Origin of the sequence: Sphingomonas sp. 35-24ZXX, assembly GCF_000786215.1 — a bacterium.
Lineage (GTDB): Bacteria > Pseudomonadota > Alphaproteobacteria > Sphingomonadales > Sphingomonadaceae > Blastomonas.
In genome coordinates this window covers 110,199-124,128 of the sequence record NZ_JROG01000003.1, presented here as the reverse complement: position 1 = coordinate 124,128, position 13,930 = coordinate 110,199, and the positions used below count along the sequence as shown (strand labels likewise).

Sequence of the window (13,930 nt, the reverse complement as noted above, 5' to 3'; positions counted from 1 at the left end):
CGTTATTGGCCGTTTTTTACCACTTTCAGCAACCCAATAGATGTAAATTGGTGGTAATTTTCAGAAAGCCTTCGGGCTGGACATCTATCCCAGCTCGACACCCTGTTTCTGCGCCCAGGCCAGCAGATCGGCGCGCATGTTGGCCGGGGGATGCGCCAGCATCTCGTCCAGCTTGGCGCGCGCTGCCTCGAGATCGAGCGAACGGACCATCGCCTTGATCGGCCCGACCGCAGCCGGGGTGATCGACAGCCGCCGAATCCCGATCGCCAGCAGCGCCAGCGCCTCCAGTTGCCGCCCGCCCATTTCGCCGCAGACCGTCAGATCGATATTGTACGGTTCCACCGAACGCACCACCCGACGAATGAAGCGCAGGATCGCGGGCGATATCCAGTCGTAACGCTGCGCCAGCTTGGGGTGTGCCCGATCGGCCGCGAGCAGGAACTGCGTCAGATCGTTGGTCCCGATCGACAGGAAATCGATATTGGGGCCCAGGATGTCGAGCGTTTCGGCCAGCGCGGGAACCTCGAGCATCGCCCCATAGCGGATCCGGTCGGGCAGCATCTTCTTGCGTCCCTTGAGGAAGGCCAGCTGATCCTCGAACACCTGGCGCGCGGCATCGAACTCCCAAGGCTCGGCGATCATCGGGAACATCACGTTGAGCGTCCGCCCGGCCGCCGCCTCGATCAGCGCGCGCGCCTGCACCTTGAGCAGCCCGTCGCGTTCAAGCGCGACACGCACCGCGCGCCAGCCCATCGCGGGGTTCTCCTCGCCCGGTCCATCCTCGCGCAGATAGGGCAAGGACTTGTCGCCGCCGATATCGACCGTGCGGAAGATCACCGGCTTCTCGCCCGCCGCATCCAGCACGTCGCGGTAGAGCCGCAGCTGGCGTTCGCGCTGGGGCAGCGTGGCCGAGACAAGAAACTGGAACTCGGTGCGGAACAGGCCCACGCCATCGGCACCGGTCACCGAAAGATGCGCGATGTCGTCGCGCAGGCCTGCGTTGATCATCACATCGATCCGCTGACCATCCTTGCTGCGCGGCTCGACATCGCGCAGCGCGGCATAGGCGGCCTGCTTTTCGCGGCTGCGCAGGAACTTCGCCTCGAACGCCTCGATCACCTGCGGCGCCGGGCGGATCAGCACCGAATTCTCGTTGGTATCGATCAGCAGATGATCGTCCTGGCGCACCTGGTGCAGGATGTTGCGCATCCGGCCCATGACCGGAATGCCCATGGCGCGCGCAACGATGGTGACGTGCGCGGTGAGCGAGCCTTCCTCCAGGATCACGCCCTTCAGCCGCCGCCGGTCATATTCCAGCAGCTCCGCAGGGCCAAGGTTGCGGGCGATCAGGATCGTGTCCTGCCGCAGCCCCATCTGCGCTGCGGTGCCGATCTGGCCAGACACCATGCGAAGCAACCGGTTGGAGAGATCCTCCAGATCGTGCATCCGGTCCGCCAGCAACGGATCGTCGATCTTGCGCATCCGCATCCGGGTGCGCTGCTGCACCCGCTCGATCGCGGCTTCCGCGGTCAGGCCGCTGTCGATCGCCTCGTTGATCCGCCGCGACCAGCCTTCGTCATAAGCGAACATCTTGTAGGTCTCGAGAACCTCGTCATGCTCGCCGCCGGTGCCGAATTCGGCCTGGCTCGCCATCTTGTCGATCTGCTCGCGCATCTTGATGAACGCGGAATAGACGCGCTGGCGCTCCACCTCGACGTCTTCTGCCACGACATGCTCGATCGTGATCCGCGGCTGGTGGAAAACCGCCTTGCCGCTGGCGAGGCCGGCGACCAGCGTGAACCCGATCTCGCGCTGCGAATGGGTCAGCTCTGCGCCGCCGTCCTTGGCCCCCTGGGTGTCGACGAGGCCGGCATTGGCGATCAGTTCGGACAGCACCATCGCCACCGTCTGCATCGCCTCGATCTCGACCTCCAGATAGCGGCGGGGCTCGACATGCTGGATGCACAGCACGCCCACCGCGCGCTCCATTCGCACGATCGGCACGCCGGCAAAGCTGTGGAACTTCTCCTCACCGGTTTCGGGGCGATACTGGAAGTCCGGATGCGCGGTGGCTTCAGCCAGGTTCAGCGTCTCGACATTCTTGGCGATCGTGCCGGTGAGCCCCTGGCCCAGCGCCAGCTTGGTGACGTGCACCGCCTCCTGGTTCAGCCCGCGCGTCGCGAACAGTTCGAGCACGCCTTCGCGCAGCAGATAGATCGAACACACCTCGCTGTTGAGCGAATCCCCGATGATGTCGACCACCTGGTTGAGCTTGGCCTGGGCATTGGTGCGCGCGGCCATGACATCGTGCAGACGGGTAAGAATGTTGCGGGCAGCGAGCGTGGCGTTGATCTGGGCTTCTGACATGCCCCAAGGTCTAGCACGCACTTTGGCGCTAGGCTATCGGGGCTTCGCTCCGATCTGGGGGGATTGCTGAGGCCTGGACAGCCCAGGCCATCTATCGTATCAATACAGCAACACACCTTATTGTTGGGGGTTTGCTTGATCGTTCGTTTGCTCTTGCGCTGCAGTGCTGCAGCGACGTTGCTGGCCACCACAGGGATCGGACTGACCGCCCTCCCCGTTTCGGCGCAAGGCTATCGTCCCGCGTTCCAGCCGCAGACGTTGAAGGGCCCGCCCCCCGGCACGCCGAACGAGGTTCTGGTGCTGGGTACGCCGCACCTGTCGGGTCTGCCGGACAGCTTCACACCCGCCTTGCTGACGCCGCTGCTCGACCGGTTGGCCGCGTGGCGTCCCACCGCCATCGCCACCGAGGACCTCTCTGGCCTGCAATGCGACAGCCTGCGCCGCTATCCGGTGCGCTATGCAGAAACGGTGAAGGTCTATTGCTACGACCCGTCCCCTGCGGCCGCCGCGACGGGCATGAGCGTCCTCGAGGCCAATGCCGAGGCGGAACGGCTGCTGGCAGCCTGGCGCACCAACCCTGCACCCGGCGAGCGCCGCCGCCTGGCGGCGATCCTGCTGGCCGCGGGAGAACGCGGATCGGCGCTGGTCCAGTGGCTGAGGCTGGCGCCCGATGACCGCAAGGTCGGCGATGGTCTGACAGAGGCGCTGGTGGACACGCTCGACAAGGCCGCAGCGCGCAAGAACGAGACCTATATGCTGGCGGCGGTGCTCGCGGCGCGACTGGGACACGAGCGCCTGTGGAGCGTCGACGATCATTCGGCAGACTCGCCCGAGCCCACCGATCCGGCCGAGCTTGCCGCCAACGAAAAAGCGATCATGACGGCCTGGGACAATCCGGCCACCCAGGCACGCCGCGCCGAAAGCGACCGGCTCAATGCGCAATTGTCCCAACCTGATGGGCTGTTGAACCTGTACCGGGCCTATAACGCGCCGGGTGCACCGATGCTGGCGTACCGATCCGATTTCGGCGCCGCGTTCGTCGAACCGTCACCCCAGGGCTTCGGCCGGAAATATCTGGGCTATTGGGAAACGCGCAACCTCCGCATGGTGGCCAACATGCGCGATGTCATGAGCCGTTATCCCGGCACGCGGATGCTCACTATCGTCGGGGCTTCGCACAAGGGCTATTACGAGGCCTATCTCGACCAGATGCATGATGTCAGGCTGGTCGATGCGGGGCAGGTCCTGAACTAGGATCTGTCGATCCGCCCCCGTCGCCCGACGCGCGCTCTGCCCCCGACCGGTCTGGGTCTTGCAGGCGCGCCGGGCGGATTTGCGGGCGCCCGGCCCCCCGGCCGGCGTCCGCGGTATCACATCAGCCGATCAATGCAGGCTGATCTCTTCCTTGATGCGCAGTTTCTGCTTCTTGAGCTTGGCGATCAGCGCGGTGTCGGGCGCTGGCCGGCGTTCTTCGTCGTGGATCATCCGTTCGATACCGGCATGCTTGGCCTTGAGGGCTTCGGTATGACTGTCTTGCAGCATGTATGTCTCCTTCGACTCGTTGCCTTCTCATCTTGGGATCGTGATCTAAACATAATCTTTCCGACCTGTCTCTCGGGTTTATGCACAGGCGTGCTTGCAATGCGGCGAAACATTCCATAACCGCGATAACCGGCAGGCATCACGCCTGCGCTATGGCGAATTCGCTGCGATCGTGGCGGCGGGCCGTGGTGGGGAAAGGTGTCGCGCGTGACAGAGGAAGAAGTCCGGCAGAAGCTGGCCTTACTGCGCATCGAGCATCGCGACCTCGACCATGCCATCCTGGCGCTGAGCAACGGCGGCACCGCCGATATGCTGCAGCTCGCCCGGCTGAAGAAGCGCAAGCTGATGCTGCGCGACCAGATTGCGATGCTGGAAGACTATCTTATCCCGGACATCATCGCCTGACAGCCTGGGTCAGCGGTTTACCGCTGCGAGCCCGGGTGTTCCGGGATGACACACCCCCCGGGTTTGGGGGGTTAACCAAAGCTAGACCCTGTGCAGCCGCCCGCGAGTTTGGCAAGGATAGCGCATGGAAAGCAACCCATCCGAGTTCACCGCCAAGCTGGTCGAGTCGCTCTATGTCGAAGCGATGGTCCTCGCCGACGAAGCGCGCGCCTTTTTCGAGCTCAGCGCCGAAGAGCAGGGCCTGGCCCAGCAAGATGAGGTCCGCATCGACATGTCGTGCGAATCGCTGCGCGTGACCACCCGACTGATGCACTCGATCGCCTGGCTGTTGAATCAAAAGGCGTTTTTTGCGGGCGAGCTTTCCGAGCACCAGCTGCGCAGCCGCAGCCGCGCGTTGGGGAAATGCAGCACGAGCGATGCCTTTGTCGTCGCCCGCCTGCCCGCCGAGGCGCAGCGGCTGGTGACCGAGACCCAGCATCTGCTCGATAGACTGGTTCGGCTGGAACACTCGCTCGAAGCCGAGCGGCTGGGCTTTATCGAAGCGCAGGCGATGCATCCGATGGTTCACCAGATGCAGGCACGACTGGCCAGCGAACTCGCCTGACGCACACGCCCGCGCTGCGGGCGGCAACTGCGCGATTGCATTCCCCCTCCCCTTGTTTAATCATACGATTAAACAACGACCGGACGAGATCCGGCGGAGAGGATGGACATGGAGGCATTCCCCACCCGGGCGGAAGATATCAGCCGTGACTGGCTTCAGCGCGCGCTCGATCGGGCTGGTGTGCTGGATGGTGCGCGGATCACGACGTTGGCCACCCAGCCGATCGGCACCGGCCAGGTCGGCGACACGGTCCGCATCACACTCGGCTATGACCGCGCCTCTCCCTCCTTGCCAGCAACGATCGCCGCCAAGCTGCCATCGCGCGACGCCACCAGCCGGGCGACCGCGGCGCATTTCAGGCTGTATCTGCGCGAGGTCAATTTCTACGCCCGCGTCGCGCCGCTCATCCCGATGCGCGTGCCGCGCACCTACACCGCCCTGATCGACGAGGCGGGTTGCGACTTCATCCTTCTGTTCGAGGATCTGGGGCCGGCAAAGGTCGGCAACCAGCTGGAAGCGTGCACGCCTGAACAGGCGCGCGGCGCGGTGTGCGAGGCAGCCTTGCTCCATGCCTCCACCGATGGGCTCGCGGTGCTCGACGAGGACTGGCTGCAGCCTGATCCGGCCGCGCGCGACTGGATCATCCAGGCCTATCCAGGTGCCCAGGCCATTTTTGCAGAACGCTATGCCGGGCAGATCGAGCCTGAATATCTCGCCATCTGCGAACAGCTCGCCGCGCAGTGCGCCACCTGGTTTCATTTCACGCCCGGCACCCGCTGTATCACCCATGGTGATTTCCGGCTCGACAACATGCTGTTCGATATCCGCGGCGGTGCCGAACCGCTGGCCGTGGTCGACTGGCAGACCTGCGTCACCGGCGCCGGCACCAGCGACCTGGGCTATTTCCTGGGCACCGGGATCGGCACGGACGTGCGCCGCGCGCATGAGGATGAGCTGATCGACCTCTACTGCGCGGAGATGACGCGGCTGGGCGTGCCGAGACGCCGCGCTGAGATCTGGGACGATATCCGCATCGGGGCGCTCAGCGGACTGTCCACCGCCGTGTTCAGCGCCGCCTTTGTCGAACGGACAGAGCGCGGCGATGCCAACTTCCTGTCGATGGCGCGCGGAGCATGCAGCCTGGCGCTGGATCATGACAGCATCGGCGCCTTGCTGCGTCATGCGGAAAAACATACGGAAACAATACCATGCTGACCAAAGGTGATGACTTTCCTCTGCACCAGACGCCAGAGCCGATCGCCTATTCGGGGACGGACCGCAATTTCTATGATCGCTATTTCTTCAACGGCTACAATCCGGATGGATCGGGCTTTTTCGCCCTGGCTTTTGGCGTCTATCCCCATCTCGACATCGCAGACGCCAGTTTTTGCTGTATTCGCAATGGAATGCAGCACAATCTTCATGCTTCACGCGAACTCGGCATGGAGCGCATGGCGCTGGAAGTCGGGCCTATCCGCATAGACGTGGTCGAACCGCTGAAGGCCTTGCGCATCCGGGTTGATGGCGAAGGCATGGCGGCCGACCTGCTGTTCACCGGGCGCGCGTTTCCGATCGAGGAACCGCGTTTCACCTTCCGAAACGGCCCGCGGACCTTCATGGACTATACCCGGATGACGCAGAACGGCCATTACAGCGGCTGGATCGAGATCGATGGTGTGCGCATGGAAGTCGCAGACGGGTGCAGCGGCACGCGTGACCGCAGCTGGGGTGTCCGCCCTGTCGGCGCCAGCGACGCGCAGCCCCATTCGGGCGGACTTGCACCCAGCTTCTTCTGGCAATGGACGCCGATCAACCTTCCCAGCCGCAGTCTGTTCTTCCATCTCAACGCGCACCGCAGCGGGCGCCCATGGAACACCCGCGCAGTGATTGCCCCCGATGGCGCCGGACATGACGGCTTTGTCGAGACCCCCGCAGCCAGCCTTGCCACGCGGCATCAGGCGGGCACCCGCTGGCCGGGCGGCGGCGAGTTGACGATCGAGACCGATGAAGGACCGCTGGGGGTCAGCTTCGAGCCGCTGCAGCGCTTCCAGATGCGCGGCCTCGGCTATACCTGCCCGCGTTGGGGCCATGGGCTGCACCATGGGAGCATGGCGGTGGAGCGCGAGGATTTCGATCTCGCCGCGCTCGATCCGCTGGCCCCCGACATGGGCAATCTGCATGTGCAGATCCTGTGCCGGGTCACCACCAGCGCGGGCGAAACAGGGCTCGGCACGTTCGAACAGCTGGTCCTCGGACCCTATCAGCCCTGGGGGCTGACCGGCTATGTCGATACGCCGATCAGCGGCTAGCCATCACTTGCGGTAGACGCGTACGTTCTTGCCGCGATGGTGCACGACCGGGCGGTGATGCGTGGTGCCCTCGGTCACCACCACAGTTTCCTCGCAGTTGCAGCTGCCCGGCGTGATCGTCACCGTGGTCACGATCGGCGGCGGATAGTAATAATAATAGCCGGGAGGCGGCGGCGGATAGCCACCCGGCTGGCCCGGGGCCACGCCCTGTTGCGCCAGCAGGCGCTTGCAGCGCTCGCGATCCTCGGCCTTGTCGATCACCATGCCAGCGAGGGCACCGACGCCGGCGCCGATCAGCGTGCCGCCGGTACGGTTGCCGCGCCCAGCGATGCGGTTGCCGGCGAGACCGCCTGCGGCCGCGCCAAGCGCTGCACCGCCCAGGCCATTGTCGCGGCGGCAGGCTTCGAGAAACGCCGGGTCATAATCCCCGCCATAAGCGGGAACCGGCGGCGGCGGAGGCGCATAGCCATAGCTCGGGCCAGGGCCACGCGCGCTCTCGCCCGCCAGCAGGCGCTTGCAGCGCTCGCGGTCCTCGGCCTTGTCGATCACCATGCCGGCAAGCGCGCCGACGCCAGCGCCAATCAGCGTGCCACCCGTGCGGTTGCCGCGCCCGGCGATGCGGTTACCCGCAAGACCGCCAGCAGCCGCGCCGATGGCCGCGCCGCCCAGCCCGGAGTCCCGGCGGCAGGCTTCCAGGAACGCCGGATCATAGTCGCGGTCATAGACAGCCGAAGGCGGCGGCGGCGGGGGCGGCATGTCGGGATCGAAATCGACGCCCGGCGCATCGGCCGGCCCTTCGACCCAGTGCGTGCCTTCCACGACATCGTCGCTGCCCAGCAGCAGGCTCTTGTCGTAGTTATAGGGGTCGTAATCGGGCGAATAGGTCTGCGTGACGACGGTGCTCGTCCCCGCCTGCGCTGCCTGCCAGTTGACGCCCTGCACGCTGTCATAGACCTGGCCGCTGCGGTCGGTCAGCACCGCATCGTCGTAATAGCGCGACCAGCCAAAGCCTTGCGCGGGGCGCGGCAGGCCGAGGCCCTGCCAGTTGGCGATATAGTAATTCGGCGCGATCCATACACGGGGCAAGGTGAAACCCCGGAACGGGCGAACATAGGCCGGCGCCCCTGCCGGGAAGCGGGCACCATAAGACGGACGGACTGCGGGGCCATTGCCCAGCGCGCTGCTCAGCTTGAGCGCGATCAGACCCGATTGGGGGTTGCCAACCCGCGAGTCGGCGGCCTGGGCCGGGAGGGTCATTCCCGCAACGGCAAGGGCGCTGGCGGCAATCGCAGCATGGCGCAAGGTAGCAAAAGCGCGGATCTTCATGGTTAACTCCCCTTGGGCAATCCGCCAGGCCGCGAGACGAGCGTATTGGAGCGCCCCTTGGCCTCTGCGGCTTGGTTAAGCGATCGTTACCATTTGCGGGGAGTTTGCACCATCACAGCGATGTAAAACCGGCTGTCGGACGGCTTGGTGTTTCAATATGGGGCAGCGCATTGTCAGCTAGTTAACCCGTTGAATCAGATGCGTCCGGCCAGAGTTTTCGCCAGGCGCTCGATCCCGGCGCGGTCGTCAGCGTCGAACCGTGCAAGCTCGGGGCTGTCCAGATCGATCACATGCGTAACGCGGCCCTCATGGATGACCGGCACAACCAGTTCGGACTGGCTGGCGGCATCGCAGGCGATATGACCAGGAAAGGCATGGACGTCGTCCACCAGCTGAGTCTCGCCGCTCGCGGCCGCCGTCCCGCAGACACCGCTGCCAAGGGCAATCCGGATGCAGGCAGGCTTGCCGACGAAGGGGCCGAGCACCAGTTCGCCATCGACCATCCGGTAGAACCCCGCCCAGTTGAGCCGGGGGAGATACTGCCCCAGCAGCGCGGCGACATTGGCCATGTTGGCTACACCATCAGGTTCGCCATCGACAAGCGCCAGCGCCGCCGAATGCAGATCGTCATAGAGCTGCGCCTTGGGAGCATTGTCATCGATTTCAAAGGTGTACATGCAAAATCTTCCAAATACCATGAAGTCAGTCGAAGGCCACCCTGCCGCGGTTTTTCTTGACCGTCGACCGCACCTTCTTGCCCGCCAGCCGTTCGGTCTTGCCGACCCGGTTGAGCCGCGAGCGGGCACGGGTGGCAGGGAGATCATAGGCCTGAGCGAGCAATGCGGACACGCGCTCGCGCGCCAGCTTGCGGTTGGCTTCCTGGGTACGATGGTTGCGCGCCAGGATGACCAGCTCGCCATCCTGATTGATCTTGCTACCAGCCAATGATTTCAAACGGTTATAAACCAAAGGTGGCAAACCGAGAGCGTAGATGTTGACATGCAGCTGGACTGCGGTCGCCACCTTGTTGACATTCTGCCCGCCCGGGCCAGACGCGGTGATGAAGCGTTCGGACACGATCGCGTGGTCCGGGATCGCAATGTCAGGCATCGGTCAGCCCTTCATCGGCTACAGCCTCGATGGTGCCAAAGCCAAGATCGAGGAAACGCCTGGGCATGGGCGCCGCCGCCACGATCGGGGGCTTGGTGCCGCGCGGCAAGTTCAGCCCTGCGGCGTGCAGCATCAATCCGGAAGGGTATGCCGTGCCGTAAAATGGGTCGCCCAGCAGCGCCTTGCCCAGGCCATGCAGCGCATGCACGCGGATCTGGTGGGTCCTGCCGGTCTCGGGACGGAATTCGACCAGCGTCCTGCCAGACACCGTACCGATCCGCTTCCAGTGGGTGACCGCGCGCTTGCCCGACGCGTCGGGCACGATCCGCCAGCCTGTCTGCGCCGTGCTGGTCTTGCCCAACGCAATGTCGATGGTGCCGCCATCGTCGGCAAGTTCGCCTTCGACGATGCCCAGATAGGTCTTTTCCACATCGCCGCTTTCGAACGCCGCACCAAAGCGCTTTGCAGCCTTGGCGTGGCGCGCCAGCAGCAGACAGCCCGACGTGTCCTGATCGAGCCGATGCACCGCGAGCGGTATCTTGTGGAAACCGAAGCGCAGCTGCGGCAGGTAATCGTCAAGACTGCGCCCGCCCTTGCGCGGCTGCGTGACAGGAAGGCCCGCCGGCTTGTCGATGACGATCGCCTCGCCATCGATGAAGGGCAGCGTCCCGGCGACGCAGAAGGATGGAATATGACTGGTCATGGCCTCAGCCTGCCTCGGCCATCGCGAAGCTCTGCGCGAACAGTTCGATCGCCCGCAGCCGGTCGGCCTGGTGATAGGCATTGCACGAGATCATCACCTCGTCTGCCTCGAAGACCTCGGCCAGCGCCAGAACCTTGTCCCGGACCACGCCCGGCGTACCGAAGGCCGCGATCCGTGCCTGTGCGCCGACAATCATCGCCTCGCGCTCGGTAAAGCCCATGTCGCGGCTCTCTTCGGGCGAAAGCGCAGGTTGCTGGCCGCCCCCCAGGAGTCGCGCGATATTGAGAAAATAGTTCTTGCGCAGCAGCTCCGCCTGATCGGCATCGTCACAGGCAAAGGCCGTGGTCGCCAGCATGACATAGGGTTCGGCAAGCTGCGCGCTGGGGCGGAAATTGCGCCGGTACAGGTCGGTGAGGCTGGGGTCGGCGTGCGGATTGATGAACAGTGCCAGCGCATACGGCAGCCCCAGCTGTCCGGCCAGCATCGCGCTGTCCGGGCTGGTACCCAGGATCCATACCGGCACGTCGCCTATGGGCTCGGGGCTCAACCGGGGGTCGGCAAGGCTGCCGTCAAGATAGCCGACAAGCTCTGCCACCTGCTGCGGAAATTCGCGGAACGACGGGGGATGGGGTGCAGACAAAGCCGCAGCCACGCGCATTTCGCCCCCCGGCGCGCGCCCCACTCCCAGATCGATCCGACCCGGATAGAGGTTGCTCAGCACCGCGAACTGCTCTGCCACCTTGTAGGCGCTGTAATGCGGCAGCATGACGCCGCCCGACCCCAGGCGAATGGACCGCGTGTGCGCGCCGATCGCCGCGATCAGAATTTCGGGCGCGCTGCCACACAGGAAGCGGCTGGCATGGTGTTCGGACAGCCAGAGCCGGTGATAGCCCAGCCGGTCGGCGAGCTGCGCCGTCTCCAGCGACGCGGCGAGCGCCGCGCTGGCGGGAACGTCGGCAAAGCGTACCGATTGGTCGAGAAGGGAAAAACGTAGCATCGCCTATAAGGATAGGCCTTTTGGGGCGGGTCACAAGCCCAAGCCGTGTCCCGCCCCGAAATGCGTGATGCCGATCAGTCCTCGCGGACGTCCTGCGGGCGCACGCCGTTGCTGTTGGCGACCCCCGCCGGGCCACGCGGCCGCGGGCGTTCGATGACCTGGGGTGCGCGGTCGGGGCGCGGCGCGCGCTCCGCCCGCGGCGGACGGCTGACGCCGGGCTGTCCCTGTCCATCGGGCTGACCGAGATCAGGGCGGCCACGGCCTGCGCCTCTGCCCTCTCCTCCTCCGCGGCGATCCTGCCGGGGCTGACCCAGCTGTTCCTGCTGACGCTGTTCCCAGCGCTCCAAGCGCCGCTGCCGGTCTTCGGGGGTCAGTCCCCCCATCCGCTCGCGCTCACCACGCCGGGTGCGGGGGAATTCAGGGTTGTCGGCGCGCTGCTCCCGCCGCCAGTCGCGCCGGTCATCCAGGGTCTCGCGCCGGTCCTGACGCCGGTCGAAGCGATCATCGCGCCGGTCGTTGCGGCGGTCGAACCGATCGTCACGCCGCTCCCCGCGGCGCTGCTGCTGATATTGCCAGCGCTGCTGTGCCCAATAGCGACGGTGCCGGTCCTGCATCGCAAAGCGGCGTCCGCCGGGGCGATCGAAGATCCAGGTGCCATAGCCGGGGTAGTAGAAATTGTCCCAATAGCCCCCGCCATAGCCGATCTGGCCAAAGCCGTAGCCGGCATCGCAGCCGTACCAGCTGTCCCATGCCGAAAAGCCGTCGCAATAGGGGTCATAGCCACCGGCAAAGCCGCTGCCCACGCCGACCGAGACGCCACCGTAACCGCCATAATCGCCATAAGCGCAGGCCGAGAGCGAAACCGCCCCGACGGCCAGAGCCGCAATGCGCAGCGCCTGGCGACGGGTCCTGCCTAGGAATTCAAGTCGGGCCACAATTTTTCCCCAAGGTTGCCGCAAGCCGGGCGCGACAGGCCGCCGGAGCGATGCCCCGATTATTCGTTCATACAAACCGCTTGTTGAATTAACGATGAATGAGTCGAGCCAGTCAGTCGGCGCTTGCTAACATTGATGTCAGTTGATATTTAATGGGGCGATTAAACCAGTGCAGAGGATTCCCCATGGCTACCGTGATTGCACCCCCGCGCGAGATGTTTCCTGATCATACGATACAGCGCGACAGCGGCAATCCGCACTGGACGCGCATGCCGCGACCCGACGCCCTGGACCACATTCCCGGCGAGGACGGCCTGCCCGTGCTGGGCGTCACATTGAAGATGCTGGCCGACCCCGAAAAGTTCGGCAACGAGATGCGCGCCAAATACGGCCCGGTCTATCGCACCAATGCGTTCGGCCGCAAGCAGGTGGCGCTGTTCGGCGCGGACGCGAACGAGCTGGTGCTGTTCGACCGCGACAAGGTGTTCTCGTCCGAACAGGGTTGGGGACCGGTGCTCAATCTGCTGTTCCCGCGCGGGCTGATGCTGATGGACTTCGATCATCACCGGGCCGACCGGCGCGCGCTGTCGATCGCCTTCAAGCCCGCGCCGATGCGCCATTATGCGGAAAAGCTGAACGAGGGAATTGCAACACGGGTCCGTAGCTGGGCCAACAAGGACATCCAGTTCTATACGGAAATCAAGAAGTTGACGCTCGATCTTGCGGCAACGTCTTTCCTGGGTATCCCCTGGGGCCCCGAAGCTGACCAGATCAACAAGGCCTTTGTCGACATGGTCCAGGCCTCGATCGGAGTCGTGCGCCGTCCGCTGCCCTTCACCAAGATGGGCCGCGGGGTGGCGGGCCGCAAATTCCTGGTCGATTACTTCACCCCCGAGGTGCAGAAGCGCCGCGAGCAGCAGGGGCCGGACATGTTCAGCCAGTTCTGCCGCGCAACCCGCGAAGATGGCAGCCTGCTCACCACCGACGAGGTGGTCGATCACATGAACTTCCTGATGATGGCGGCGCACGATACCATCACCTCGTCGGCCAGTTCGCTGATCTGGATGCTGGCGCGCCACCCCGAATGGCAGGACAAGCTGCGCGCCGAACTGCTCGAACAGGCGCCTGCCGGTTCGCCGATGCCGTACGACTCGCTGCCCAATCTCGAGCTCACCGAAATGGCCTTCAAAGAATCGCTGCGGCTGATCCCGCCGGTGCCCTCCACCCCGCGCCGCGCGCTCAAGGATTTCGAGTTCGGCGGCTATCGCATCCCTGCCGGAACCCCGGTCAGCATCAGCGCGGCCTATACCCACAAGCAGGAAGAGCATTGGCCCGAGCCGCACCGGTTCGATCCGATGCGGTTCACCGCCGAGGCAACGCGCAACCGCCACAAATACGCCTGGGTGCCGTTCGGCGGCGGCGCGCACATGTGCCTGGGGCTGCACTTTGCCTATATGCAGATCAAGGTGCTGCTCCACCACATCCTGAGCGAACATCGCATCGTGACCGAGCCCGGCTATGCCCCCGAATGGCAGGCCTGGCCGATCCCGCAGCCCAAGGATGGCCTCAGGGTCCGGTTCGAGACGCTCTAGGCTCCCCTCCTCTCCTCTCCCGGTCTCTGGCGAAAGCCTG

14 protein-coding genes are annotated in these 13,930 nt (G+C 64.9%); 6 read left to right on the top strand and 8 right to left on the bottom strand.

Going from position 1 to position 13,930, the window contains the following annotated elements:
- Nucleotides 1-84 precede the first annotated feature (84 nt).
- Nucleotides 85-2,367, bottom strand: coding sequence for a phosphoenolpyruvate--protein phosphotransferase (gene ptsP / locus LI72_RS03315; RefSeq protein WP_033924478.1), 2,283 nt, complete (start codon nt 2,365-2,367; stop codon nt 85-87).
- Between the two features lie 177 nt (nt 2,368-2,544).
- On the opposite strand from ptsP, the gene LI72_RS03310 reads away from it, so the two are divergent.
- Nucleotides 2,545-3,621: a DUF5694 domain-containing protein gene (locus tag LI72_RS03310; protein WP_197051798.1), complete on the top strand. Its 1,077-nt coding sequence runs from the start codon at nt 2,545-2,547 to the stop codon at nt 3,619-3,621.
- Nucleotides 3,622-3,750: 129 nt separating this feature from the next.
- On the opposite strand, the gene LI72_RS19480 is transcribed toward LI72_RS03310, so the two are convergent.
- Nucleotides 3,751-3,909, bottom strand: a complete 159-nt coding sequence (locus LI72_RS19480) for a YdcH family protein (RefSeq protein WP_081984587.1) — start codon at nt 3,907-3,909, stop codon at nt 3,751-3,753.
- A gap of 207 nt (nt 3,910-4,116) precedes the next feature.
- On the opposite strand from LI72_RS19480, the gene LI72_RS03305 reads away from it, so the two are divergent.
- The 4 genes from LI72_RS03305 (at nt 4,117) to LI72_RS03290 (ending at nt 7,227) form a co-directional block, all read left to right on the top strand.
- Nucleotides 4,117-4,314, top strand: coding sequence for a YdcH family protein (locus tag LI72_RS03305; RefSeq protein ID WP_033925234.1), 198 nt, complete (start codon nt 4,117-4,119; stop codon nt 4,312-4,314).
- 124 nt (nt 4,315-4,438) lie between these two features.
- Nucleotides 4,439-4,918 (top strand): DUF1465 family protein, encoded by a 480-nt coding sequence (locus LI72_RS03300; protein ID WP_033924477.1) that lies wholly within the window; start codon nt 4,439-4,441, stop codon nt 4,916-4,918.
- 108 nt (nt 4,919-5,026) lie between these two features.
- A complete protein-coding gene (locus LI72_RS03295) occupies nt 5,027-6,133 on the top strand; it encodes a phosphotransferase (RefSeq protein WP_033924476.1) in 1,107 nt (368 codons plus the stop codon).
- Nucleotides 6,127-7,227, top strand: a complete 1,101-nt coding sequence (locus tag LI72_RS03290; protein WP_033924475.1) for a hypothetical protein — start codon at nt 6,127-6,129, stop codon at nt 7,225-7,227. Before LI72_RS03295 ends, LI72_RS03290 begins: the two co-directional genes overlap by 7 nt.
- Nucleotides 7,228-7,230: 3 nt before the next feature.
- Here the strand turns inward: LI72_RS03290 and LI72_RS20455 are convergent, their stop codons facing one another.
- The 6 genes from LI72_RS20455 to LI72_RS18890 form a co-directional block, all read right to left on the bottom strand.
- Nucleotides 7,231-8,553: an RcnB family protein gene (locus LI72_RS20455; RefSeq protein ID WP_052129469.1), complete on the bottom strand. Its 1,323-nt coding sequence runs from the start codon at nt 8,551-8,553 to the stop codon at nt 7,231-7,233.
- A gap of 194 nt (nt 8,554-8,747) precedes the next feature.
- A complete protein-coding gene (locus LI72_RS03275; RefSeq protein ID WP_033924474.1) occupies nt 8,748-9,230 on the bottom strand; it encodes a GAF domain-containing protein in 483 nt (160 codons plus the stop codon).
- 25 nt (nt 9,231-9,255) lie between these two features.
- Nucleotides 9,256-9,663, bottom strand: coding sequence for an alternative ribosome rescue aminoacyl-tRNA hydrolase ArfB (gene arfB, locus LI72_RS03270; RefSeq protein WP_033924473.1), 408 nt, complete (start codon nt 9,661-9,663; stop codon nt 9,256-9,258).
- Nucleotides 9,656-10,366, bottom strand: coding sequence for an RluA family pseudouridine synthase (locus LI72_RS03265; RefSeq protein WP_033924472.1), 711 nt, complete (start codon nt 10,364-10,366; stop codon nt 9,656-9,658). Before LI72_RS03265 ends, arfB begins: the two co-directional genes overlap by 8 nt.
- 4 nt (nt 10,367-10,370) lie before the next feature.
- Nucleotides 10,371-11,363: an LLM class flavin-dependent oxidoreductase gene (locus LI72_RS03260; protein WP_033924471.1), complete on the bottom strand. Its 993-nt coding sequence runs from the start codon at nt 11,361-11,363 to the stop codon at nt 10,371-10,373.
- A 74-nt stretch (nt 11,364-11,437) separates the two neighbouring features.
- A complete protein-coding gene (locus tag LI72_RS18890) occupies nt 11,438-12,298 on the bottom strand; it encodes a hypothetical protein (RefSeq protein WP_052129468.1) in 861 nt (286 codons plus the stop codon).
- A gap of 185 nt (nt 12,299-12,483) precedes the next feature.
- Here LI72_RS18890 and LI72_RS03250 point away from each other — a divergent pair, with 185 nt between their 5' ends.
- Complete coding sequence (locus LI72_RS03250; protein WP_033924470.1) at nt 12,484-13,890, top strand: cytochrome P450; 1,407 nt, start codon at nt 12,484-12,486, stop codon at nt 13,888-13,890.
- The last annotated feature ends 40 nt before the right edge of the window (nt 13,891-13,930 follow it).